The sequence below is a fragment of the Kordia sp. SMS9 genome (assembly GCF_003352465.1).
Lineage (GTDB): Bacteria > Bacteroidota > Bacteroidia > Flavobacteriales > Flavobacteriaceae > Kordia.
In genome coordinates, this window is sequence record NZ_CP031153.1 from 4691797 (window position 1) to 4716821 (window position 25025).

At 36.6% G+C, this 25025-nt stretch carries 21 protein-coding genes and 2 pseudogenes; 14 read left to right on the forward strand and 9 right to left on the reverse strand.

Features of this window, described 5'->3' with window-relative positions; genetic code table 11:
• Positions 1 to 60 precede the first annotated feature (60 nt).
• From KORDIASMS9_RS19885 to KORDIASMS9_RS19895, 3 genes are all read left to right on the forward strand, one after another.
• Positions 61 to 1266, forward strand: coding sequence for an RsmB/NOP family class I SAM-dependent RNA methyltransferase (locus KORDIASMS9_RS19885; protein ID WP_114904531.1), 1206 nt, complete (start codon positions 61 to 63; stop codon positions 1264 to 1266).
• 30 nt (positions 1267 to 1296) lie between these two features.
• The gene (locus KORDIASMS9_RS19890; RefSeq protein ID WP_114904532.1) at positions 1297 to 3156 is read left to right on the forward strand and encodes an endonuclease; all 1860 of its coding nucleotides are present in this window, start codon (positions 1297 to 1299) and stop codon (positions 3154 to 3156) included.
• An 85-nt stretch (positions 3157 to 3241) separates the two neighbouring features.
• The gene (locus tag KORDIASMS9_RS19895; RefSeq protein ID WP_114904533.1) at positions 3242 to 4357 is read left to right on the forward strand and encodes a T9SS type A sorting domain-containing protein; all 1116 of its coding nucleotides are present in this window, start codon (positions 3242 to 3244) and stop codon (positions 4355 to 4357) included.
• Between the two features lie 138 nt (positions 4358 to 4495).
• On the opposite strand, the gene KORDIASMS9_RS19900 is transcribed toward KORDIASMS9_RS19895, so the two are convergent.
• Complete coding sequence (locus KORDIASMS9_RS19900) at positions 4496 to 5185, reverse strand: aspartate/glutamate racemase family protein (RefSeq protein WP_114904534.1); 690 nt, start codon at positions 5183 to 5185, stop codon at positions 4496 to 4498.
• A 76-nt stretch (positions 5186 to 5261) separates the two neighbouring features.
• Here KORDIASMS9_RS19900 and hutI point away from each other — a divergent pair, with 76 nt between their 5' ends.
• The 5 genes from hutI (at position 5262) to KORDIASMS9_RS19925 (ending at position 9629) form a co-directional block, all read left to right on the forward strand.
• Positions 5262 to 6497, forward strand: coding sequence for an imidazolonepropionase (hutI, locus tag KORDIASMS9_RS19905; RefSeq protein ID WP_114904535.1), 1236 nt, complete (start codon positions 5262 to 5264; stop codon positions 6495 to 6497).
• A 138-nt stretch (positions 6498 to 6635) separates the two neighbouring features.
• Entirely contained in the window at positions 6636 to 7208 is a 573-nt protein-coding gene (locus tag KORDIASMS9_RS19910; RefSeq protein ID WP_114904536.1) for a hypothetical protein, read from the forward strand.
• Positions 7209 to 7302: 94 nt separating this feature from the next.
• Positions 7303 to 8319, forward strand: coding sequence for a formimidoylglutamase (locus KORDIASMS9_RS19915; RefSeq protein ID WP_114904537.1), 1017 nt, complete (start codon positions 7303 to 7305; stop codon positions 8317 to 8319).
• A 2-nt stretch (positions 8320 to 8321) separates the two neighbouring features.
• Positions 8322 to 8792, forward strand: coding sequence for a GNAT family N-acetyltransferase (locus tag KORDIASMS9_RS19920; RefSeq protein ID WP_114904538.1), 471 nt, complete (start codon positions 8322 to 8324; stop codon positions 8790 to 8792).
• Positions 8793 to 9071: 279 nt separating this feature from the next.
• Positions 9072 to 9629, forward strand: a complete 558-nt coding sequence (locus tag KORDIASMS9_RS19925; RefSeq protein ID WP_114904539.1) for a TVP38/TMEM64 family protein — start codon at positions 9072 to 9074, stop codon at positions 9627 to 9629.
• Here the strand turns inward: KORDIASMS9_RS19925 and KORDIASMS9_RS19930 are convergent.
• A complete protein-coding gene (locus KORDIASMS9_RS19930) occupies positions 9622 to 11823 on the reverse strand; it encodes a response regulator (protein ID WP_162820077.1) in 2202 nt (733 codons plus the stop codon). The two genes, KORDIASMS9_RS19925 and KORDIASMS9_RS19930, sit on opposite strands and share 8 nt — an antisense overlap.
• Positions 11824 to 12010: 187 nt before the next feature.
• Here KORDIASMS9_RS19930 and KORDIASMS9_RS19935 point away from each other — a divergent pair, with 187 nt between their 5' ends.
• Both KORDIASMS9_RS19935 and KORDIASMS9_RS19940 read left to right on the forward strand, forming a co-directional pair.
• A complete protein-coding gene (locus tag KORDIASMS9_RS19935; protein ID WP_114904541.1) occupies positions 12011 to 12424 on the forward strand; it encodes a VOC family protein in 414 nt (137 codons plus the stop codon).
• Positions 12399 to 12983 (forward strand): aspartyl/asparaginyl beta-hydroxylase domain-containing protein, encoded by a 585-nt coding sequence (locus KORDIASMS9_RS19940; RefSeq protein ID WP_240321093.1) that lies wholly within the window; start codon positions 12399 to 12401, stop codon positions 12981 to 12983. Before KORDIASMS9_RS19935 ends, KORDIASMS9_RS19940 begins: the two co-directional genes overlap by 26 nt.
• 123 nt (positions 12984 to 13106) lie before the next feature.
• Here KORDIASMS9_RS19940 and ettA read toward each other — a convergent pair whose 3' ends face one another.
• Positions 13107 to 14798 carry an energy-dependent translational throttle protein EttA gene (gene ettA / locus KORDIASMS9_RS19945; protein ID WP_114904542.1) on the reverse strand — a complete coding sequence of 564 codons (1692 nt, stop codon included), beginning with the start codon at positions 14796 to 14798 and terminating at the stop codon, positions 13107 to 13109.
• Between the two features lie 328 nt (positions 14799 to 15126).
• On the opposite strand from ettA, the pseudogene KORDIASMS9_RS23890 reads away from it, so the two are divergent.
• The 3 genes and pseudogenes from KORDIASMS9_RS23890 to KORDIASMS9_RS19960 all read left to right on the forward strand — a co-directional run.
• Positions 15127 to 15399, forward strand: a pseudogene (locus KORDIASMS9_RS23890) (DUF4331 family protein); the annotation flags it as partial.
• Positions 15400 to 15432: 33 nt separating this feature from the next.
• Positions 15433 to 16368 (forward strand): annotated as a pseudogene (locus tag KORDIASMS9_RS23895) (DUF4331 family protein).
• Between the two features lie 128 nt (positions 16369 to 16496).
• A complete protein-coding gene (locus KORDIASMS9_RS19960; protein WP_114904545.1) occupies positions 16497 to 17792 on the forward strand; it encodes a tetratricopeptide repeat protein in 1296 nt (431 codons plus the stop codon).
• An 82-nt stretch (positions 17793 to 17874) separates the two neighbouring features.
• Here KORDIASMS9_RS19960 and KORDIASMS9_RS19965 read toward each other — a convergent pair whose 3' ends face one another.
• The 4 genes from KORDIASMS9_RS19965 to KORDIASMS9_RS19980 form a co-directional block, all read right to left on the reverse strand.
• The gene (locus KORDIASMS9_RS19965) at positions 17875 to 18573 is read right to left on the reverse strand and encodes a hypothetical protein (protein WP_162820078.1); all 699 of its coding nucleotides are present in this window, start codon (positions 18571 to 18573) and stop codon (positions 17875 to 17877) included.
• Positions 18574 to 18946: 373 nt separating this feature from the next.
• Positions 18947 to 19759: an anti-sigma factor domain-containing protein gene (locus KORDIASMS9_RS19970; RefSeq protein WP_114904547.1), complete on the reverse strand. Its 813-nt coding sequence runs from the start codon at positions 19757 to 19759 to the stop codon at positions 18947 to 18949.
• Positions 19760 to 20290, reverse strand: coding sequence for an RNA polymerase sigma factor (locus tag KORDIASMS9_RS19975; protein ID WP_114904548.1), 531 nt, complete (start codon positions 20288 to 20290; stop codon positions 19760 to 19762).
• Positions 20291 to 20431: 141 nt separating this feature from the next.
• A complete protein-coding gene (locus KORDIASMS9_RS19980) occupies positions 20432 to 20614 on the reverse strand; it encodes a CAL67264 family membrane protein (protein WP_114904549.1) in 183 nt (60 codons plus the stop codon).
• Between the two features lie 267 nt (positions 20615 to 20881).
• Here KORDIASMS9_RS19980 and KORDIASMS9_RS19985 point away from each other — a divergent pair, with 267 nt between their 5' ends.
• Positions 20882 to 21772 (forward strand): TraB/GumN family protein, encoded by an 891-nt coding sequence (locus KORDIASMS9_RS19985; RefSeq protein WP_114904550.1) that lies wholly within the window; start codon positions 20882 to 20884, stop codon positions 21770 to 21772.
• A gap of 237 nt (positions 21773 to 22009) precedes the next feature.
• Here the strand turns inward: KORDIASMS9_RS19985 and KORDIASMS9_RS19990 are convergent, their stop codons facing one another.
• On the reverse strand, positions 22010 to 24034 hold the full coding sequence (locus KORDIASMS9_RS19990; protein ID WP_114904551.1) for an NADPH-dependent 2,4-dienoyl-CoA reductase: 2025 nt from the start codon (positions 24032 to 24034) through the stop codon (positions 22010 to 22012).
• A 268-nt stretch (positions 24035 to 24302) separates the two neighbouring features.
• Positions 24303 to 25019: a pirin family protein gene (locus KORDIASMS9_RS19995; RefSeq protein WP_114904552.1), complete on the reverse strand. Its 717-nt coding sequence runs from the start codon at positions 25017 to 25019 to the stop codon at positions 24303 to 24305.
• Positions 25020 to 25025 lie beyond the last annotated feature (6 nt).

Consider the following 25025-nt stretch of genomic DNA (forward strand, 5'->3'; position numbering starts at 1 on the left):
TTTAAATTAACTAAAAAATATAAACATAAAACAATACCTTTGCGCTTTAATTTGAATTACATGCGATTACACAGAAATTTGGTTTTTTCCGTTATTGATGGTTTAAACCTAATATTTAATGAAGGAGCTTATGCCGATAAAGTAGTTGAAAAGTTACTAAAAAGAGACGCCCGTTGGGGAAGTCGCGATCGTAAATTTGTCGCGGAAACTACCTATGAAATTGTACGCTGGAAACGCTTGTATGCGGAGATAGCGGATAGTAAAGAAAATTATTCTCGTGAAAATTTATGGCGCATTTTTGCCGTTTGGGCAACCTTGCGCGGTATTGAATTGCCCGATTGGAATCAGCTTGCGGGAACGCCAACACGAAGAATTAAAGGACGTTTTGATGAACTTTCTAAAATTCGAAAAATTAAAGAATCTATTCCTGATTGGTTGGATGAATTAGGTGTTGCTGAACTCGGTGAAGAAGTTTGGACGAAAGAAATTAACGCGCTTAACAAACAAGCAGATGTTATTCTTCGTGTAAATACTTTACGTACTACAAAAGAAAAACTTAAAGCATTATTAGCTTCTTTTGATCATGAAACAGAAGATATTAAAGGACATCCTGTGGCATTACGCTTGAAAGAACGTGCCAATATTTTTAAAAATGAAGCGTTTAAAAACGGTTTCTTTGAAGTACAAGATGCCAATTCGCAATTGGTTTCTGAGTTTTTAGATGTAAAACCAGGAATGAAAGTTGTGGATACCTGTGCTGGTGCTGGCGGAAAATCGTTGCATTTAGCCGCTTTGATGGAAAATAAAGGAAACTTAATTTCTTTAGATATTTACGAAGGAAAACTGCGCGAACTGAAGCGTAGAGCACGCCGAAATGGTGCACATAATATTGAAACTCGTGTGATTACTTCCACGAAAGTGATTAAAAAGTTATACGACAAAGCTGACCGCGTACTGATTGACGCACCTTGTTCTGGATTGGGCGTTTTACGTAGAAATCCGGATGCGAAGTGGAAAATTCAACCTGAATTTTTAGAAAAAATTAAAGATACGCAGCAAGATATTTTACAACGCTATTCACGCATGGTAAAGTCTGGCGGAAAACTAGTCTATGCAACCTGTTCTATCTTACCATCTGAAAATCAAGAACAAGTAGCGAAATTTTTAGCTTCTAACAAAGATTTTACATTGGTAGAAGATAAAAAACTATTGGCGCATGAATCTGGATTTGACGGATTTTACATGGCGTTGCTAGAACGAAAATAAAACCCTAAATTATTTCAATATATTATTACAATGAAAAGAATTTTACTTTTTTTAACTGTACTTGCATCGTTTACAGTTACTGCACAACAAGCGTATTATAATGATGTAAACTTAACCTTGACTGGAACACAATTGCGTGATGCTTTGGCGACAAAAGTGATCAATACACACTCCAATTCTTTATCCTACTCTGAGATTTGGACAGCAAGCATGATTACAGATGAAGATCCAAATAATGCAAACAATGTATTATTAATTTACGGATGGGAAAACGGAAGTGACGGCGATGTGACCAACGATTTATCGAGAGGTAAAATGCAAAATGGTGGAAACGTAGGTGACTGGAACCGAGAGCATACGTTTGCGAATTCATTAGCAAGTCCAGACTTGGATGCAAATACTACGAATGGTCCTCCGTACAGTGATGCACACAATTTACGTCCTTCGGATGTTCAACGCAATGGACAACGCGGTAACAGATTATTTGCTGCTGGTTCTGGAAATTCAGGAACCGTTGGAGCATTTTGGTATCCTGGTGATGCAACTGCTGGCGGAACCGATTGGCGTGGTGATGTAGCGCGAATTGTAATGTATATGTACCTTCGTTATGGAAATCAATGTGCGCCAAATTTAGTAGCAAACGGAACTCAAAATAGCGTTGATGCCAATATGATTGATTTGTTGTTGGAATGGAATGCTGCCGATCCTGTTTCGCCTTTGGAAGATGCGCGTAACACGTATCATGAAGATATTTTTAATGCCACGGCACAAGGAAATCGCAATCCATTTATTGACAATCCACGTTTGGCAACACAAATTTGGGGTGGAACTCCTGCGGAAGATCGTTGGGGAATTTTTGGAACTGACACAGAAGATCCAACTGTACCCATGAATGTAATGGTAAGCAACGAAACTTCTAATACTATTGATGTTTCTTGGACTGCTTCTACAGACAATATTGGTGTAACTGGATACGATGTTTTTGTAGACGGAATGTTTGAACAAACGGTAGCTGGAACAACAGCAACCGTAAGTGGTTTGTCTGCTGCTACAACATACACGTTTACAGTTTTAGCAAAAGATGCACAAGGAAATACGTCTGCACAATCTGTTGGAGTTGACGGAACTACCTTAGCTGGTGGTGGAGGTGGAACAGGTGCTAGTTTGTTTTTTTCTGAATATATAGAAGGAAGTTCTTTTAATAAAGCATTGGAAATTGCGAATTTTACAGGAAGTACGGTTGATTTGAATGAAGTAGGAAATGTATATACATTAAAAATATCTACGAATGGAAATGCTATGTGGAACTCAACGTATAGTTTTCCTATGGGCGCTATGATTACGGATGGAGATGTATATGTAATAGCAAATACGGGGTTGGCTGTTTGTACTGGCGCGGTTGATGATTCAAATGATGCAATCACAGGATTCAACGGAAATGATGCCATCGGATTGTTTAAAAACGATGTTTTGATTGATATTCTTGGAACTTTGGGCGATGGAGGTACGTACGCTCAAAACACAACATTGGTTAGAAAACCAAGTGTTAACGCACCAAACACAACATACACAGAAACAGAATGGAATACATTTGCATCAAATACGTGTGACAATTTAGGTGCGCACACGCAAACCTTGAGTATTGCTACGTTTGAAGCTGATGCGTTTTCCATATATCCTAACCCAACAAATGGTGATATTGTATACATCAACACAAAAAATAATGTAGAAGTAACTGCAGTTCAGGTGTATGATATTACAGGAAAGCAAGTATTGACGCAAAACAATGCTTCTAATCAAATTAACGTTCAAAGGTTGCAAAAAGGTTTGTATATTTTACAAGTACAAATTGACAATCAAATCATTACTAAAAAACTCATGAAGCAGTAATAGTAATCGTAATTTATAAAAAGCGATGTTATTTTACGAAATAGCATCGCTTTTTTTTATAGCTTTGGTTTAAACTAAACTAATTATGAAAAGAAAGCTACTATTTGTTATTACACTATTCATCAGTTCTATCACATTAGCGCAAGATACAGAAGCACCAACTACACCAGCGAATTTTCAAATCGTATATAACATAGCAAGTCCGGAAGATTCTTTTGCACTTCAGTGGGATCATGCTACAGATAATGTCGGCGTAACTACGTACGAAATTTATATAAATGGTGCTCTAGACGAGATTATACCATTTGATAATTCAAATACAGTTCAATATGCATCTTTTGGTCGTTTTAACAATGGAACGTATTGTTTTACAATACTTGCCAAAGACGCCGCAGGGAATGCTTCTGCGTTATCTCCTCAAGACTGTGGAAATGTCAACGTTATTTACCAAAATCCTCCAAGAAAACCCTATTTTTCTGGTTTTTTGAATTATGCTGGCGATAATAAAGCCATTGAAATTGCCTATGAGAACTTTGGAAGTTCTTCTGATTTATCGAACTATTCTCTAAAAATAAGCCATAATGGCAGCGGAACTTGGGATACTGTATACACATTTCCTTCTAGTGCGAGTATAAGTCCTAATGAAACGTTTGTGATTGCGCACCCAAATATTTCAATATGTTCTACATTTGTCAACGATTATGATAGTACAATTACCAATTTTGACGGAAATGATGTTATTGGACTGTTTAAATATGATACGCTGTACGATGTGGTTGGCGGAAATTTAGGAAGTAGTACAACAGCTGTTAATACTGATATATTCTTAAAAAAAGAAATCTTAACTGCTATACATCCTATTACAACTTTTAATATAAATGATTGGAATGTATATCCTAATACTGGAAGTTGTCCTAATATGTTAGGATTTTCATTCTTAGTTCTATTAGATGTTGAAGATGAAACTACAGCTACTTTTCAAATTTATCCAAACCCTACAAACGGCGATGTTGTATACATCAACACAAAAAATAATGCAGAAATTTCCACTATGACTATTCATGATGTTTCAGGAAAATTAGTACTGCAACAAGTAAATCCGTCAAACGAAATTAATATTCAACAATTAGAGCAAGGTGTATATTTCTTGCAACTACAAATTGGAAATCAAACAGTTACCAAAAAGTTGATTCGACAGTAAAATAATGTATAAACACACAACGAAAAAGCTCCAAACATATCATTTGGAGCTTTTATATATTACATAATTATGCCAGTTATCATGTAATTTTCTATAAAAATAACAACTATTTTCTACTTTTAAAAATCAAAACAGCAACTAACTGAAAGCTAATTCAATTGCTTTTGTAGCGTGAATCGTTGTGGTGTCAAATACAGGAATTGCACTATCTTCTTGCTTGATTAGTAGCGGAATTTCAGTACAACCTAAAATAACACCTTGAGCACCTTCTTTTTGCAAGCGTTCAATACAATTTTTATACGCTTCTCGCGAAGAATCTTTCAGTATTCCTTTGGACAATTCTTCATAAATCACACGATGAACTTCTTCTCGTTCTTCCGCATTTGGAATCAAGGTTTGTATGCCAAATGAAATCAACACATCTTTATAAAAATCCAGTTCCATCGTATATTTCGTACCGAGCAAAGCAACCGTTTTTATCTTTTTTTCTTGAATCTTCTCTGCGGTCGCTTCTGCAATATGAAGCACAGGAATTGACACATTTTTTCGTACCGCTTCAATGGTTAAATGCATGGTATTTGCGCAAATTAAAAGCATCTTTGCACCTGCATTTTCCAAGTTTTTTCCAGCTTCAGCCATCAATTCATTCAACAAATCCCAACGTCCGTCATGTTGCAACTTGTGAATCGTTCCAAAATCAACCGAATTGATAATACATTTCGCTGTATGCGAAGTTCCTAAATGCTTTTCTGCCAAATCATTTAAAATTTGATAATACAAAATCGTCGATTGCGGCGTAATGCCACCGATAAGTCCAATAGTTTGCATGATTCTGAATTTATGAGTCTAAAATTAGGGATTTATTCGCTTTGCTTCTACTTTTGCAATACAATAATTACAACTTATGACAACCTTACTCATCAACATCAAACAATTACTACAAGTACGCGAAACCAACATTTCTAAAGTTTCTGGAGCCGACATGAAAACGCTTCCAATGCTTGAAAACGCGTATCTCTACATTGTGGATGATGTGATAAGTGATTTTGGATTGATGGCAACTATTGAAATCGCTTCCGCAGATACCATCATAGATTGTACTGATAAAATCGTATTACCAACTTGGTGCGATAGTCACACGCATTTAGTCTACGCAGGCAATCGAGCACAAGAATTTGTAGACAGAATCAACGGATTAAGCTATGAAGAGATTGCCAATCGTGGTGGCGGTATTTTAAATTCAGCCAAAAAATTACAAGAAACCTCCGAAGACGAACTCTTTGCGCAATCTGCCAAACGCTTGGAAGAAGTCATGCAATTGGGAACTGGCGCCATAGAAATCAAATCGGGTTACGGACTCACCACAGCAGCCGAACTCAAGATGTTGCGCGTGGCAAAACGACTCAAAGAAGCATACAATTTCCCCATAAAAACCACCTTTTTAGGCGCTCACGCAGTTCCTGCAAATTTCAAAGGAAATCAAGATGGTTATATGGATTTGGTCATCAATGAAATGTTGCCCAAAGTCGCTGAACAAAACTTAGCAGAATACGTAGATATTTTCTGTGAAAAAGGATATTTCACCTTAGAAGATACGGAACGCTTATTGAAAGCGGCGCAACACTACAACCTAACGCCAAAAATTCACGTTAATCAATTCAATGCGTTTGGTGGCGTAGCTTTGGGCGTAGCATACAGCGCACTTTCTGTAGATCATTTGGAAGAACTCAACGACGACGACATCAAAGCGCTGCAAGGAAGCAATACCATGCCTGTTGCTTTGCCTTCGTGTTCGTACTTTTTGAGCATTCCGTACACACCAGCTCGCAAACTCATGGACACAGGTTTGCCCGTAGCATTGGCTACTGATTACAATCCTGGATCGACACCTTCTGGAAACATGAATTTTGTAGTGAGCACAGCCTGTATCAAAATGAAAATGATGCCCGAAGAAGCGATCAATGCAGCAACGATTAACGGCGCGTACGCGATGGGACTTTCAGAAACGCACGGAAGCATCACTCAAGGAAAAGCTGCGAATTTGATTGTTACCAAAAAAATTGAGTCGTTTCATGTATTACCATACGCGTTTGGCGACAACCATATTGAACAGGTATTGATTAATGGAAAGGTCATTTAGACGTGCTGCGCTTATAGAATTACTAACTTTATGTTGAAACGTACCAAACGCCAATTCGAGTGGTTTTCGCAATAAAATGAAGAAAATTGTATCGAGAATAATTCGAAAAAACGTTCAACTTTATAAAAACCAATCATTATGCTAAATTTCCTGCTTCCGCAGAATGGTTCATTGTCCAAGTTGATGATTGAAAACGGCGTGTATGATTTCAAAAGCGCGATTGCGTACGTGCATCAATTACCTTACGGAAGAACGTCAGATCGTAGTGCGTATCGTTTGATCATTCCTGAACAAAAAGGAACCTGTTCCACAAAACACGCGTTTTTAAAACAACTTGCTGTGGAAAGTCAGCAAGAAACCGTGCAATTATTCATTGGCATTTACCAAATGAACGAAAGCAATACCAAAGGCGTTGGCACTATTTTGAAACAGCATCAACTCGAATATATTCCAGAAGCGCACACGTATTTAAAAATCAACGGAAAGGTACTAGATGTTACGCGCGCAAGCACCAACACTACTTCTTTTCAAAATTGCATTCTCGCTGAAGAAGAAATTCTACCGCATCAAATTGCAACGCACAAAGTAGACGTTCACCAAAATTTTCTCAAACAATGGATTTCAGAAAAACAAATCTCCTATTCATTTGAAGAAATTTGGAAAATTCGTGAGGAATGTATTGCGGCACTTTCAGCATCGTTGCCACATTGAATGTATCAAAGTAAAAAATTATCTTTTCCAACCAGACTATTTCATCAAATGAATTAAAAACGTACATTAGCATTACGCAATTTATTAAAAAACCATGCTACAACTGTCCACACGTGCTGACCTCAACACGCTGATTTCCAAACGCGATGGCGAAACTAAGTTTGGTGAAAAGGTAGAAACACTTCCATCATCCGAAAATTTAGTCGCACAATTACAACAATCTGACGCTAAATATGTGTTATTGGGAATTCCTGAAGACATCGGAATTCGTGCCAATCACGGAAAAGCTGGTGCTACAACCGCTTGGAATGCCGCTTTAAAATCGCTTGTAAATACACAAGACAACGCGTTTAATAAAGGAAGACGCTTGCTGATTTTAGGACATTTAGATTTTTCTGAATTGTTAGCAACCGCAGAAACATTTAGTACTTCTTCTCCGTATTATTATCAAAAATTAAGCAAATTGGTGCACACAATTGATGAAGAAGTTACGTTTTTAATCTATCAAATCGTCAGTGCTGGAAAAATTCCTATTATTATTGGTGGCGGACATAACAATGCGTACGGAAACATTAAAGGAACTTCGTTAGGCAAAAGTAAAGCGATCAATGTGGTGAATTTGGATGCACATTCCGATTTTCGAAATCTGGAAGGAAGACATAGCGGAAACGGCTTTAGTTATGCGTTTAAAAGAAGCTTTTTGGACAAATATTTTATCTTCGGATTGCATAAAAATTACACGTCGAAAAAAATTTTTAAAACAATTGATAATTATCCCGAACGCATTCGATACAATACGTTTGAAGGTATTAAAATTCGCCACGAACAAGGATTTACCTTTCAGTTGAATACAGCGTTGAAATTTATCAACAATCGTCCTTTTGGTGTCGAAATTGATTGTGACGTGATTGAAAATATTCCGAGTAGCGCTATGACGCCAAGTGGTTTTACCGCAAATGAAGCACGTATGTTTGCGTCCTTTTTTGGAACACAAAAAAATGCTGCTTATTTACATTTGTGTGAAGCTGCACCTAATCCTGACAATGTGCAAGAAATGTATGTAGTAGGGAAATTATTGAGCTATTTGATTACCGATTTTATGCGAAAATAATTATGAATGCAATGACAATTATTCCTTTTGAAGAACAATATACCCAAGATTTTTACGAATTGAATGTTGAATGGTTGAAAGCTTTTTTCTATGTGGAACCACACGATGAAGAAGTGTTGAGCCAGCCCAAAAAATACATTATGGATCCTGGTGGTTATATTTTTTTCGTAAAAATACACGATGAAATTGTAGCAACTGTCGCACTGATCAAAATGAAAGAAAATATTTTTGAACTCAGTAAAATGGCGGTTTTACCAAAATTAAGAGGACAAAAAATTGGGCAGCACTTATTACAATACTGCTTAGATTTTTCTAAAGAAAATAAATTCGAAAAACTCATCCTCTACTCCAACCGAAAACTTAAAAACGCACTTTATATTTACGAAAAATACGGTTTTGTAGAAATTCCTATCGAAGAAAATAATCCGTATGATCGTGGAGATATTAAGATGGAATTGCTGTTGGATTGTTAGATACGTGTTGCTTTTAGATCGCTTACGCTTTTAGACTTGCTTAGAATTGTTAGCTTTTTTGATAGTCTTTGCGAGGAGTTTGCGACGTGGCAATCTGCTTTTATCATAAAAGAGGTTTTCTTTGAAACGCCACTAATACCAAATGCCTAAAACCAAATACCTAAATAATAGACTCTTTAAAGAATGTAGCTTTCCAATCATTTAATCTTTCAATCATCGTACTTCCTCGTAACAAATGTGTAGCTTTGGCGTCTTGTATACGAACTGAAGAAGTTTTCCATGAAAGAAAGTTATATCACGTTTTTTAGACGTTTTTGGATTGTGCTCATCCTTGGCTTTATTGTATACAATATCATAGCTCCCGATACATTTTCAAGAGAAAGTATTGTCACCTGGATTCAATCGTATGGAAATTACAGTTGGGCAATTTTCTTTCTTTTTCATCTAGTTCGAGGCTTTGTCATGCTACCAAGTACTGCACTCATTTTTGCTGGCGTGTTTTTGTTTCCTCATAATTTATTTTTGGTATTGCTGATTTCTGTGGTAGGAATTGTAATTTCCTCAATGATTGTCTATTATTTCTCCGATAAACTCGGTTTTGTGAGGCTTTTTGAGAAACATACCAAAGCTTCCAGACTAATAAAAGAGAAACTCTCAGGAAAGTATGGTCCTTTATTTATCATATTTTGGGCGTTTTTTCCGTTTGTCCCTACCGATTTGATTTGTTATACCGCTGGCGCGATGAAGATTAATCCTGTCGTTTTTGGAGTAAGTCTTTTTATTGGAGAATTGATTTTGTGTGCTGTCTACATCTACGGAAGTGCCTATTTTATATAATATTAATGTATAGATTTTTGAGAATAATTTGATGAAATTCTGCCAAATCGTACGGTTTGATGATAAAATCGTTCATTCCCGCTTCGTAAATTCGATCGCGTATTTGATCTTCTTCTACGGCAGTTAACGCTATAATTGGCGTTTTTTGATCTGTTTCACGAATGCGTTTCGTGGTTTCTATTCCGTCAATTCGTGGCATATTAATGTCCATCAAAATTAAATCGAATGTACTTTCTTTCAGCACATCAATCGCATCCAAACCATCTTCAGCAACATCGCATTGAAAGCCTTTATTTTGAAGAATTCGCTTAGTTACCACACGATTTATTTTATTATCATCTACAATCAAAATAGTTTTTTCAATTGTATTTATCGTCTGAATTGGCATCGAAACATTTTTCGTGGAAAGCTCTGTACTTTCTTCAAAAGCAATGGAAAATGAAAACTCTGTCCCATTACCTTCTTCACTTTTTAGTAAAATATCACTATCAAAAAGCAATAACAATCGTTTTACAATCGACAACCCTAAGCCCGTTCCTTGATAGTTTTTTTCAATAGGACGCAATTGCACAAACTTATCAAAGACAGAAACTTGCTTTTCTTCTGGAATTCCAATTCCATCATCTTGAATGACAAATTTAATCGAATGTGTTTTGCCTTCACTTCCTTCAGATTCTAGACGAATCCAAATGTTTCCATTTTCAGTAAACTTGATTGCATTTCCAATCAAATTCATCAAAATTTGAGATAAGCGTACCGAATCGCCCAATAGAATTTCTGGAATGTTTGGATCAATTTCTTGATGGACTTTATTTTTATTTTGACTTGCCGCGAAACTGAACGAGTTCACGACTTCATTCATCAAATTCTTCACATTAAACGGAATGCTTTCTAGCTTTACACCTTGCGATTCTATCTTATTGATCTGCAATACATTGTTTATTAACGAGAGTAAATATGTACTTGAAAATTTGAGTGATTTAAAGTTCTCATTATTTTTTAAGCTTGGAAAATCTTCTGATAATAACGAAGTTAAACCAACAACGCCATACATAGGTGTTCGTAATTCGTGACTTACCGTAGAGAAAAATTGGGCTTTTAAATTTGCCTGTGATTCGGCTTCTTCTTTCGCTTCTCTCAATTGTGCATTTTTAGAGCGAAGTTTGTTCAATGCTTTGTTCCTAAATTTGTAGTTTTTAAACATATTGATCAACAGTAAAATCAAGATAAAACCCGCAATCATCAACACATACGAGATTTGTTGTGACTTTTTCATAATGGTTTCCTGCGACTTTTGCTCTTTTTTTACACGCTCTAAGTCATTTTTATAATCTTCAACCTCAAACTTTGCCAAGGCTTTCTGATTCTCTTCTATTTTTGTTCTATTGAATACTGAATCTCTATATTTTAAATGTGTTTGCAATCGGTTAAAAGCAAGTTTATGTTTTCCTTGTCTATCTGCTAACCGAGAATAGTAATCATAAATTTCAGTCAACTCTTCCAGTTTTTCTGCTTTTTCTGAATAGGCAATCGCATCCTGAAAATACGTATCAGATACCTCTAAATTGTTTTTATGCAAATGATAACGACCTAATAAATAGCAGATTTGTCCTTTTGCAGAATTGTCTCCATGTTTGGTAAAAATTAGCTGTTCCGATTTTTCCAAATAGGGAAATGCCGTATCATACTCATTTTTATCTGCGTACGTCCAGCCAATATTGATGATTGGTGTCAATATTTCAGAAGTATCTTTTATTTTTTCAGCTAAGCGCAACGATTCTTTATAATAAATAAGGGCAGAATCGGTTTTTTTGAAACCTTCCGAATATAAATTCGCAAGATTATTGTACACCCAACCTTTAATGGTATCATTATCTACTTTTTGAGAAAACCGTAAAGATTCTAAGTAATTTTTTTTGGCTTTAGAAAATTCTGACACTCCATCATACGACAATCCTAATTCATTGTAAAATAAGGTTAAGAAATAATAATCGTTAATTTGGTTTGCAAACTTAATTCCAGTATTTGCTGCTTCAATAGCTTCTCTGTACTGATACTTGTAATAGGTTTCAGACGCAATATTGATATATTTGGAAATACTATCGCGAATTTGTTCTTCTTGCAGGTCTTGACTCCGTGCAGGAAAAATCATCAGTAGGTATAAAATGGTGGTAGTTCGTAGTACGTTTTTCAAAGATTTGAGTTTTAAAAACATCCTAAAATACGAAAAAATACCATAGTAAAATACTTTCAAAAAAAATCTTTAGAGAGAAATAGCGTACAGCATCTTTAGCAATACCATTTTGGTAAAAATAAAAACAATGATATCTTGTAGCAAATTACAATTGAGCGTTGTGCTCATTATATAAAACCTCTCGAAAATGAATGCTTTTCATCTCGCTTTTAAAGTAAAAGATATTGAATTAACTCGAAAATTTTATGTGGAAATGTTAGGTTGCCCTGAAGGCCGTTCAACAGAAAACTGGATTGATTTTAATTTTTTTGGACATCAATTAACAGGGCATGTGAGTGATAACATTCCAACACTTGATTATTGTGGAAAAGTGGACGGAATTAACGTGCCAATTCCACATTTTGGCTGCTTGTTGACGATTCCTCAATTTGAAAACTTACAGCAAACCTTTGAAGCAAATGCTATTGAATTTGTCGTGAAACCGCAAACACGCTATGCTGGACAAACTGGAGAACAACGCACGATGTTTGTGTTTGATTTTAGCGGAAATCCGTTAGAATTCAAGGCTTTTTCTGATGAAAAGGAAGTATTTACCAAATAATGTATACATTAGAGACATGAATGCTATAAAACTCCCTTTCGAATTTGAGCCCGATATCATGAAAAAAGAATTGGCTCAATTTTCAGATAAAGACTATCAAGACATCTACAATCCGTCTGTGGAATTGGAAACCTTGTGGTTAAAGCACTTCATTGAACCCAAAAACGGTCCAGATGGTTTGCCCGTTTTTCAACCGAATGATGCTCTAAAAAAATGTCCGTACTTACTTTCTATTTTTGAGATGTTTCAATGCAATGTAGAAACCTTTCGTGTACATACCTTAGATCCTGGTGCCAGCATTCAAAAACATCGCGATACAGGCTATAGTTTTGAACTTGGACAAGTCCGTCTTCATATTCCTGTGCAAACGAATGATAAGGTCGAAATTTTAGTAGAAGACAAGCCTATTCCGATGAAAGCTGGCGAATGTTGGTATTGCAACTTCAACATTGAACATGAAGTCAGAAACAACAGCGATCAACCACGCGTGCATCTAATTTTAGACTGCATTGTCAATGATTGGCTGACGCATGTGTTTAAACTGGCTGAAAATTCTTAGACTTCTATTAGTAATCGCGAGTTTCATTATCATTGTTGGAACAAGTTTATAAACTCGCTCCAACTATAGTTTTTTTTTGCAGCAAAGCTGCTCGTGCAATTCGTAGACTGAGTTTATCGAAGTTTAACGAATCAACTTCTTATATTTAATACGTTTCGGCATCAAGTCGCCACCCAAACGTTTCTTTTTATTTTCTTCATAATCGGAGAAACTTCCTTCAAAGAAATATACTTGCGAATCGCCTTCAAAAGCTAAGATATGTGTACAGATACGATCTAAAAACCATCTATCATGCGAAATGACTACCGCACAACCTGCAAAGTTTTCCAAACCTTCTTCCAACGCTCGCAACGTGTTTACATCCAAGTCGTTTGTTGGCTCATCTAGTAACAATACGTTTCCTTCTTCTTTGAGTGTCATGGCTAAATGCAGACGATTTCGTTCTCCACCAGAAAGTGTATCTACTTTTTTGTTTTGCTCGCTTCCTGCAAAGTTGAATCGACTTAAATAGGCTCTCGAATTTACTTGTTTTCCGCCCATCATCACCAATTCCTGCTCGTCAGAGAAGTTTGCCCAAATGGATTTATTCGGATCAATGTTAGAGTGCGACTGATCTACATACGCGATTTTTGCCGTTTCTCCTACCGTAAATGTTCCTTTATCCGGTGTTTCTTCGCCCATAATCATTTTGAAAATGGTCGTTTTACCAGCTCCGTTTGGACCAATAACGCCCACAATTCCTGCTTGTGGTAAGTTGAAGTTTAAATCTTCATATAATAGTTTGTCACCAAATGCTTTTGAAACACCTGTAGCTTCAATCACATTGGTTCCTAAACGTGGACCGTTTGGAATGTAAATTTCCAACTTTGCGTCCATTTGTTTTTGATCTTGACTCATCAATTTGTCATAGTTCTTCAAACGTGCTTTTTGCTTTGTTTGACGACCTTTGGCTCCTTGACGAACCCATTCTAATTCGCGTTCTAATGTTTTTTGACGTTTGGAAGCCGTTTTGCTTTCCTGCGCCATACGTTTCGATTTTTGATCTAACCAAGAAGAATAGTTTCCTTTCCACGGAATGCCTTCTCCTCGATCCAATTCTAAAATCCAACCAGCAACATTATCTAAGAAATACCTATCGTGCGTTACCGCAATCACAGTTCCTTTGTATTGTGCCAAATGATGCTCTAACCAATGTACAGATTCTGCATCCAAGTGGTTGGTAGGCTCATCAAGTAATAAAATTTCTGGTTCTTGTAATAACAAACGACACAAAGCAACTCTACGACGTTCTCCACCAGAAAGTACGCCAATCAGTTTGTCTGGCTCAGGCGTACGCAATGCGTCCATGGCAATTTCTAACTTGGTATCTAGTTCCCAAGCATTAGAAGCGTCAATTTTGTCTTGTAAATCTGCTTGTTGTGCCATCAACTTGTCCATTTTGTCTGCATCAGAATATACTTCTTCCAATCCAAACATGTCGTTGATTTTGTTGTATTCATCAAGAATGGCTACCGTTTCGGCAACTCCTTCTTTAACAACTTCCATCACCGTTTTAGTTTCGTCTAATTGTGGTTCTTGTTCTAAATAGCCAACCTTGTATCCTGGCGAAAACGTAACATCACCTTGATAGTTTTTCTCTACGCCAGCAATGATTTTTAGTAAGGTAGACTTACCAGAACCGTTGAGACCGAGAATCCCGATTTTAGCTCCGTAGAAAAAACTGAGGTATATATCTTTTAAAACTTGTTTGTTGGTACTTTGATAGGTTTTAGAAACCCTATTCATGGAAAAGATAACTTTCTTATCGTCTGACATAATAATAATGTGTTGGTTATTTGCTAGAAGACAAATATACATAAATGTCGTAGCATTCGCACGTATATTTTGAGATTGAAAGATGAAAAGATTGAATGATGTAAAAATTAAATTTTCACTCAATAACAATTCGCGAAAGCAAAAAAATACTTTTAAAAAGCAAACTTTTTAAACCGAATCAAAATTCTGATTTCCAGAACTTTAAAACACTAAACATATAAACCTTTAAACTTTTTTAAAAAAAATTACACTTTTTAAAAACCGTCCGCTAATGGTTCTCGTATATAAAACCGTAATACAATAAAAATCTAATTAAACTTTTAAAATTATGAAACGAGTAACAACCATTTTAGGAATTAGTATTGTGTTGGTGGGAAGTTTCTTTTTGATTGCAGCCGATCATATTGAAGCGCCTGCCGTACAAGGAACATCCGCAGACATTACCGATTTCTACGCCTTTCAGGGAGCAGACAACAATTCTATAGCATTTGTGGTAAACACACAAGGATTGTTGAGTCCGGCAGCAACAGGAAATGCTGCTTTTGACGAAAACACATTGATTGAAATTAATATTGATACGTCGGGAGACAATGTGGAAGATTTAGTGATTCAAGCAATTCCACGTGGAGATCGTATGTACTTTTTTGGTCCCGTAGCACCTAGTGCAACAGGATTGAACAGCGTTATCGAAACTTCGGGAACGGAATCTTTTGTAGAAATCACTAATTACGGAGCTAACGCCATTACTGCAACGAACAACGGAATGCAATTTTTTGCAGGTCCAAGAGATGATCCGTTTTTTATGGATTTTGCGCAGTACGGCGAAATCATCGCAGGAAATGCTACAAGTTTTAACGATCCTGGGACAGACACGTTTGCAGGAAGCAATGTACTATCAATCGTAGTTGAAGTACCAAAATCACAAATTGGCGGTACAGGAACTATCAATGTTTGGGCGGAAGCCAAAGGAAAACAATAAGTAAACAATCATTCACACATAAAAAATATTATCATGAAAACTATACAATCTATTTTCGGAATAGCACTTTTAAGCGCCGTGATGCTGACAAGTTGTTCTTCTGACGACAATACTATCGTAATTGACAGCACACCCGATTTCTCAGGAACTTATGCACAGGAAGACCAAATGGGAAGACCTGCAATCAATACTGTTTTTGTAGGATCGGCAAGTAAAGATATGTTTAACACTACGATTCCATCGCAACAAAATGCTGCTTTTCAAGGCATTTTTCAAACAAATTTAACTGCGTTGAGTCCAGCTTTTGCCAATCCTGGCGATCAAAATGCATTGGGACAAGATGCCGCAGCCTTTACAGGTTTGTTAGCAACCGACGTTTTAAATGTTTCTTTAGATGGAACCACCACATTTTTTGACGGAACCAATGTTTTAACTGGTCGCGCATTAGCGGACGACGTTATTACCGTAGAATTATTACTAATTTTTGGAGGCGAAGACTTCACAGAAAACCCAACTCTTTCTGATGACAATGTTGATGCGAACGACAAGCCTTTTTTGTCCTCCTTTCCATACTTAGCCTCACCGTGGTAAGTTAATTATCTGATTTGCTGAGAGAGCATTTGGCACACTAGTTTTTTGTTTTTAATTAATTCTACGATCAAGCTAGATGCTCTCTTTTTAACTTTTCAAATGTAGTCACCATTATAAAAAACAATCCAATGAAAAATACTATCGCCTTTCAACTACTTGGAGTAAGCTTACTGTTACTAAGTTGTACGTCTGCTCCATCACAAAAAATCACCAATGCTACATCGTATAATTCGTATATAGCAGTTGCTGAAAATACAAATGAGCAAACAGCAAACGAAATTTATACATTTTGGTCAAAAAAACTTGAAAAATCCCCAAATCAATATCCGTATCATGCAAAAGTTGCAAGTGCACATTCTCAGCTGTTTAAGGCAACTGGCGAAATTTCTCATTTATTGGAAGCGGCTTCGCATTTGGAGCTTTTGAATGAACGGACACAATATCAACAGGCAAGTCACCTTCGTAGTTTGGCTCGCAATTACATTTCACAACACCGTTTTCAAGAAGCATTGGCATTATTACAAAAAGCAGAAGTTTTGGGTGAAAATTTGCAAGCGACACAAAAGATGTTGTTTGATGTACATTTAGAACTTGGAAGCACGGAAGAAGCGTCGACCTACCTCAACATTTTTAAAAATGAACATAGTTTTGATGCTATGATTCGTTTGTCAAAATGGTACGATCATAAAGGAAAATTATTGGCAGCCATTAAGATGATGGAAAAAGCCAAATGGAAAGTAGAAGATGCAAATAACAAGTATTTAAAGCAATGGGCGTACACGAATTTGGCAGACTTTTACGGTCACGCCGGAAGAATTAAAGATGCCTACGATCACTATTTGAAAGCTTTGAAACTAGATGCAAACGATGCGTATGCGAAAAAAGGAATTGCGTGGATTGTGTTTTCGTACGAGCAGAATCCAACAGAAGCCTTGCGAATTTTGAATACGATCATGACACAACACGCATCACCTGATTATTACTTATTAAAAGCAGAAATTGCTGAATTTATGGAAGAAAGTGCTGAAAAAGAACAAAACCTTCACGCATTTATGAATGCTATTAAGGATGAAAAGTATGGTGTGATGTACAATTCGTATGCAATTTCGATGCTCTCGGAAGAGTTAAATAATACTGAAAAAGCGTTAGAATTAGCTGAAGAAGAAGTCAAACTACGTCCCACAGCGCAAGCATACGATTTGTTGGCTTGGACGTATCATTTGCAAGGAAACTCGGAAAAAGCACTAGAAATTATAGAACAACACGTGATTGACAAAACGTTTGAACCTGTAGCGATGTATCATGTAGCTGAGATTTTAAAAGCAAACGGAAACACAAACAACATAGCAACTATAAAAGCGGAATTATTGGACAGCAGTTTTGAACTTGGTCCTGTCATGACGCAAAAAATACAACGATTATAAGTATACAATTCGTAAAAAACTAACTTTTTGTTAGGCGATTGGTTTTTATTGAAAAAGGCACTTTGTGAGGAAGTGTCTTTTTTTAAGGTGAATTAGTAGTTTTTTCTGGAATCGGCGGTGGCGGTGGAATTGGAAATTTATTCAATTCCAATCGTATTGTGAGAGGAAGTAGTTTCTGTAAACTGTCTAATTGATGGCTTGAAACATCGCAGATAGTTTTCTTGAAAAATTCTGTTGTGCGTTTGCGATAACTTAACACATACCCTTTTTTAATATTTACAAACGTTTTTTCAATACTGTCTTTTGGTGTATCTGTTTCCCAACTTAGAGACGTTTTTTTGTAATTTATTTTCTTGCGATTCAGTAAATTTGCTTCTAACCAATACGTTATGGAATCAATCGCGACAAGTTCTTGTTCTACAAGCAATACACCTTCTTTATTTAACGAAATCTGTGCTTCGTCTCGTCTTATAAAACAACTAATAATTCCATCAACACAGAAGATTTTATGTAATTGCACAGTTACCGCATTATTATTCGCTAAGATTACTCCGAAATTTGCAGGTTTTTGACATAAATCTATTCCGAGTTGTTTTTCAATGTAACTCATCAACGGCTTCGCTTCAAGCTGATAGTCTAAAGTAATTTTTTGGAGTGAATCTGGAAGAGAAAATACTCTTTTTTCATTGGCACAAAATGCATCTTCAACTTTCAATCGATCACACGCCGCAAAAAACAACATGATCAACAACAACAGGTATAAAAATTTTATCTTTTTCATCAAATGAAGATTGGTCGTTTTTGGTTAGATCATTATAGATAAACGTTAAAAAGAGTATTCAAACTTAATTTTACAATTAATACGCAACGATGTCAACGTGCTTTATAGTAACTTAATTAGTATTTTTTAACCAAAAATTATACCACAAAAAAAGAAATTTTAAATCGTTGATAGTAAACAAAAAATCAATTTCACATGTAAAAGTTACAGATTCCAAAATTAGAAGCGGTGGAATAAGTGCGGTATTAACACAATGCAGAAACGACTGTTGTGTATCATTTTTTAATAGCTATCCCGCAGTTTGTTAAGAGAATTTACAAAAATAGCAGACTGTAAAAAGTTCGCTTTTTTATATCTTAAAAGTATTTTTTCATTAAGGATTCGAAGCTACCACACCAAGTGTATACAATTGCTCCAACGTTGGCGATTCGCTTCCACCTGCGGGTTCTAAGGTAATTCCGAAGGCTTCGGATTCGTTGGCGTTTTCTAAATCGAACACTTTGTCGGTATCTGTTGTGAAATTGTCTATCACGCCCAAACTCGTTGGCGTTAACGGATTGAGTTTTAAAGACCAAACCTGATATACTTTTCCTGCTGGCGGATCTGGCAAGCCTTGTAAATCTAAGTAGACATTGTTCGATTTTTTATCCCAATATACTTTTGCGTAGGATTCTGGTGAAACAGCTTGTCCGCCCAATGGTACTGAAATGATATCTTTGGTTCGCAACACGTTTAACAAATCGTTGGCGGCAGTTAAATCGCTATTGGCTTCATATATTTGTTTTTTCAACGCTTCTCGCTCTGCACGTACCATCTCGATTTCAGATTCCAAATCGTTATTCAATACCATCGTAAATAGTAATCCTGTGGCAAGTACAACCGCGGCTGCCCAACCTGCATAACGAAATATAGAACGCTCTTTTTTCAATGGAATGACAGGAATTTCAGCTTCCTTAGCATCCGAAAGTTGTAATTTTTCTTTAATCGAATCAAAAACAGCAGTTGTATCTTTTTGCGCCGTAGCTGCGGTCAAACTTAGCACAGCAGCTTCAATAGAAAGTACTTCTTGCATCACTTCTGGATATTGTTGCATCATGGCATACACTTGCTCGTTTTCTTGTTCAGAAAGCGCGCCTGCTACATACAGTTCTAAAATTCCAGATGCTATGTATTCTTTGCTATCCATTTATACGTTGAGTACTTTTCTAAGTTCGCTAATACAGTTTCTATTTCGAGTTTTTACAGTTCCTAAGGGAATATCTAGTGTTTCCGCCGTTTCTTTTTGTGTGTATCCTTTAAAATAAATATAATCTATGATTTGTTTGCACTTTTCTGCCAGTTTTCCAACATACTTTTTAATGCCAATGGCATTTACTTGCCGATCTAAATTATCATTGCTTTCAATACTATGTACGTAATAATCAATGTCTTGGTTTTGTTGGGTGTTTTTGTAGGACTTGGAACGTACTTTGTCAATCGCCGCATTCCGAGCAATATTGAGCAACCACGTAAAAAAACGCCCTTTTTTGGCGGTGTACGTATCTGATTTATTCCAAGCTTTTATAAACACATCTTGCATTACTTCTGTGGCAATAGTATCATTCTTCACAATCGTATTAACGACACCAAAAATGCTATCGTTATACATATCGTACAACGATTCAAACGCTTTGGCATCTTTATTTTTAAATTGTTCTATGAGTTGTTCTAACTCCATGTAATGAAATTGCTTTTCGTATAAAATATGCTTTCACACATACAAAGTAAAACTACAATATTTCAGTCAAACTTCAACTTTTTACTACAAAAAAAGCTTCCAAAACTGGAAGCCTTATGTGTATTGTATTGATGATTGGTGTTACACTCTACCTTTCAGCGCATTAAAAACCCACGCAATGGCAAAAAATCCAATTCCTACTGCTGAAAAACCGATAGCAGCAACTTCTTCATATTTAATAACTCCTAAAACTATTAGCCCAATGCCAACGATAATCATAATCCATGTAGCCCAAGCTAATACTGTATTTTTATTCATTCCCATAGTGTATTGTTTTGGCGCATCTTTTATGTAAACTTCGAGTTCCTCGGCTTACATAAAAGTCAGGCTTTCGGTAGTCGCTCTCTTCGAGGAGCTTCAACAATACCTCAATCCTTTGCGCTTTCATGAATTGCAAATATCGAATATTTAATCTAAAAATTAAAAAAAATAATTTTATCACACGGATTGACTTCTTAAAAAGTTTCAAAAAAGTACACACATATTTTAGTATATTTATCAAAAATTAGCTTAAAAATTAAATTCCCATTTATGAAGAAAAAACTTTCCCTAATTATACTTTTAGTTGTTTCCTTTTTTATCAGCTGTAATTCTTATAAATCTGCTTCAAACAGTGATGAAGCTCCTAAATTAGCCAATTCGCTACTTTGGAAAATTTCTGGAAAAGACATCACAAAACCATCGTATTTATATGGAACTATTCACTTGACATGTGATTATACATACACGGACAAGCTCAGAAAAGCGTTTGACGAAACCGAGCGTTTGGTATTGGAAATTGACATGACCGATCCGAAATTACAAGCCAATATGATGAAGCTTCTTTTTATGAAAGACGGAAAAACCATTAAAGGCATGATGAGTGATGAAGATTACAAAACATTGTCTGACTTTTTTAAGAAACAGGTTGGTGTCGATTTAACAATGTTCAACACCATGAAACCGTTTGCCATTACCGCAACGTTGACACAGAAAATGGCAGTGTGCGATAACGGAACAGCTTATGAAACAGAATTTATGAAAGTTGCCAAAGAACAAAAAGAAGAGGTGATTGGATTGGAAACTATTGAAGATCAAATGAAAGTTTTTGATAATATTCCCTATGAAGAACAACTGAAATCCTTAGTGGAAATGGCGACAAGCGGCATGGAAGAAAGCAAAAAAAGCTTTGACAAAATGACCAAATATTACAATGCTGAAGATTTAGAAGGCCTAGTATCTGTCATGACCGAGCAAGGAATGGAAGCAGATTTTCAAGAAAGTCTCGTAGATCAACGCAACCGCAATTGGATTCCGTTAATTGAAAAAATCGCAACCGAAGCACCTGCTTTTATTGGTGTTGGTGCCTTGCATTTACCAGGCGAACAAGGTGTGATTAATTTATTGAGAAAACAAGGATATACGGTGGAGCCTGTCTATTAAGTTGCTTACGCAACTAGATATTAGATCGCTTCACTTCGGCAAGCTCAGTGTGAACGCTTTTAGACCTGTTCCCGCGTAGGCGGAAATCTATTAATTCTTGATTCAAAGACTCAAAAACTCAAAGACTCAAAGACTCAAAGACTCAAAGACTCAAAAACTCAAAGACTCAAAGACTCAAAAACTAAAAAATCCGCAATGATTGAAACATTGCGGATTTTTAGTTCTATTTTTCGGCTTTTACAACTTCGCAGCCAAACGACTTCCTTGATCTATGGCGCGTTTTGCATCTAATTCTGCGGCAATGTCTGCGCCACCAATAACGTGAACAGTCATTCCTTTTGCTTGTAGCGGATCTAATAATTCTTTGAGCGGTGTTTGTCCTGCACAAATGACAATGTTGTCCACCTCCAATATATTGGCTTCGTCATTTTTAGTGTAATGCAATCCTTGATCGTCAATTTTGGTATATTGCACTTCTCCGATGAAGTTTACTTTTTTCTTTTTTAAGTTCGTTCGGTGAATCCAACCGGTGGTTTTTCCTAAGTTTCCGCCAAATTTCCCTTTGCTTCGCTTAAACATAAAAATCTCTCGTGGCGAACCGTGAAATTCAGGTTTCATGTTTTCAATGCCGCCTCGCGCTTCCAAACTTTTGTCAATTCCCCATTCTGTCAACCACGCATCAATATTTTGGGAAGTCGATTCGCCTTCATGCGATAAATATTCAGAAACATCAAAACCAATTCCGCCAGCACCAATAACTGCCACACGTTTTCCGACAGGTTTTTTATGTTTTAAAACATCTAAATAGCTGAGCACTTTTTCGTGTGCTATGCCTTCAATTTTTGGTGTTCTCGGCTTGATTCCTGTTGCCAAAATGATTTCTTCAAAATTTCCTTGTGAAAGTTCGTCAGCAGTGACACGTTTGTTGAGTTGCAACTCTACATTGTGCAATTCGATTTGCCTGTTGAAATAGCGAATGGTTTCGTAGAATTCTTCTTTTCCTGGAATTTGTTTCGCAATATTAAACTGTCCACCAACTTCTGCATGATCGTCAAATAGTGTTACTTCATGTCCACGTTGTGCAGCAATGGTTGCGGCTGCCATACCTGCAGGTCCTGCACCAATAACTGCTACTTTCTTTTTAATTTTTGCAGGTTGATAATCGAATTCGGTTTCGTGACAGGCTCTCGGATTTACCAAACAACTCGCCACTTTTTTATTAAATATATGATCTAAACACGCCTGATTACAAGCGATACAGGTATTAATCTCATCTGCTTTTTCTTCTGCCGCTTTGTTTACCCATTCGGCATCTGCTAAAAATGGGCGCGCCATGGAAATCATGTCTGCATGTCCGTCTGCCAATATTTTTTCAGCAACATTTGGCATATTGATTCTGTTGGAAGTAATTAATGGAATGGAAACTTCTTGCTTCATACGTTCTGTAATCCATGTGAACGCAGCTCTTGGTACAGACGTTGCTATGGTTGGAATTCGAGCTTCATGCCAACCAATTCCTGTATTGATGATGTTTGCACCAGCTTTTTCAATCGCTTTTCCAAGTTGTACCACTTCTTCCCAACTGCTTCCCTTTTCTACCAAATCGAGCATGGACAAACGATAGATAATGATGAATTCTTCTCCAACTGCTTCTCGAACAGCTTTGATGATTTCAACAGCAAATTTCATACGATTGGCATAATTTCCTCCCCATTCATCCGAGCGTTTGTTGGTACGTTCCACAATAAACTGATTGATCAGATATCCTTCCGAACCCATGATTTCTACGCCGTCATATCCTGCTACTTTTGCCAACGAAGCTGATTTCGCGAAGTTTTTAATCGTTCGCTTTACACCATTTCCACTTAGTTTTTTTGGCTTGAAAGGTGTAATTGGTGATTTTATTGCGGATGGCGCTACATTCAACGGATGATATCCGTAACGACCTGCATGTAAAATTTGCATACATATTTTTCCACCATTTTTATGTACTGCTTCCGTAATTACTTGATGTTTTTTTGCATGTTTTTTTGTACTCATACGAGCTCCAAAAGGCGCAAGCCAACCACGCACACTTGGTGCCATTCCTCCAGTAACAATCAATCCGACACCACCTTTGGCACGTTCGGCATAGAAAGCTGCCATGCGTTCAAATCCGCTTTTTTCTTCTTCCAAACCTGTGTGCATGGAGCCCATTAACACCCGATTTTTGATGGTTGTAAATCCCAAATCTAACGGTTCAAAAATATGCTTGTATTTCATGGAAATTGATAATTTTTGTGGTTGTTTTAAAGATACTATAATTCTGCTAAAAAGAATCACTTATTTTACTATGCGCGCATAATAGTATGCAAGATAGTTATTTTTTGAGAAGTACTTTAGATTTTTTTGGAATGAACTGTTAATGGAATTGATTGTAAAAGTAAAAAAGGTTGTTTGAAAAGATTTGAGGAGATTTTGAATCAAGTTCAAAATGACGTCTCAAAGGCTTTCAAACAACCTCTTTGAAGTGTGTTTTACAGTAACTTATTTAATTCAGCGGAACTTCCACAACAAGAATTTTGGAGTCTTCTTTGATGCTGATGTCTACATTTTCCGTTTCCCAAATACCAACTGCATCTTTTTGAGAAAGTGTTTCGTTACCAATGGTAATTTCTCCTTCTAGTAAAAATACGTAGATTCCGTGTGAAGCATCGTTGAGTTTGAAATTAACCGTTTGTGAAGCGTCAAAGTTTCCTAAGGAAATGTACGCATCTTGGTGAATCCAAAGTGCATCGTCGATCACATTGTCTTTTGACGCCACCACCGTTTGAAATTGATTTTCACGTTTGCTCTCGTCAAATTGTTTTTGCTCGTAACGCGGTGTTACTTCCAATTCTTGTGGTTGAATCCACAATTGCAAGAAGTTGACCTCATCGGTTTTACTATCATTGAATTCGGAATGTTGTAAACCTGTTCCTGCGGACATGACTTGCACTTCTCCAACCGTGATGGCGCGTTTGTTGTCCATACTATCTTTGTGCGATAATGCGCCACTTAGCGGAATGGAAATGATTTCCATGTTTCGATGCGGATGTGTTCCGAAGCCCATTTTTGGTTTTACAATATCATCGTTTAGTACGCGCAATTGTCCGAAGCCCATTTTTTGTGGATCTTGGAAACTTGCAAAACTGAAACTGTGGTGGCTTTTTAACCATCCGTGATCTGCTTTTCCTCTTGTGTTTGCTTTGTGATATATTGTTTGCATGTTTTT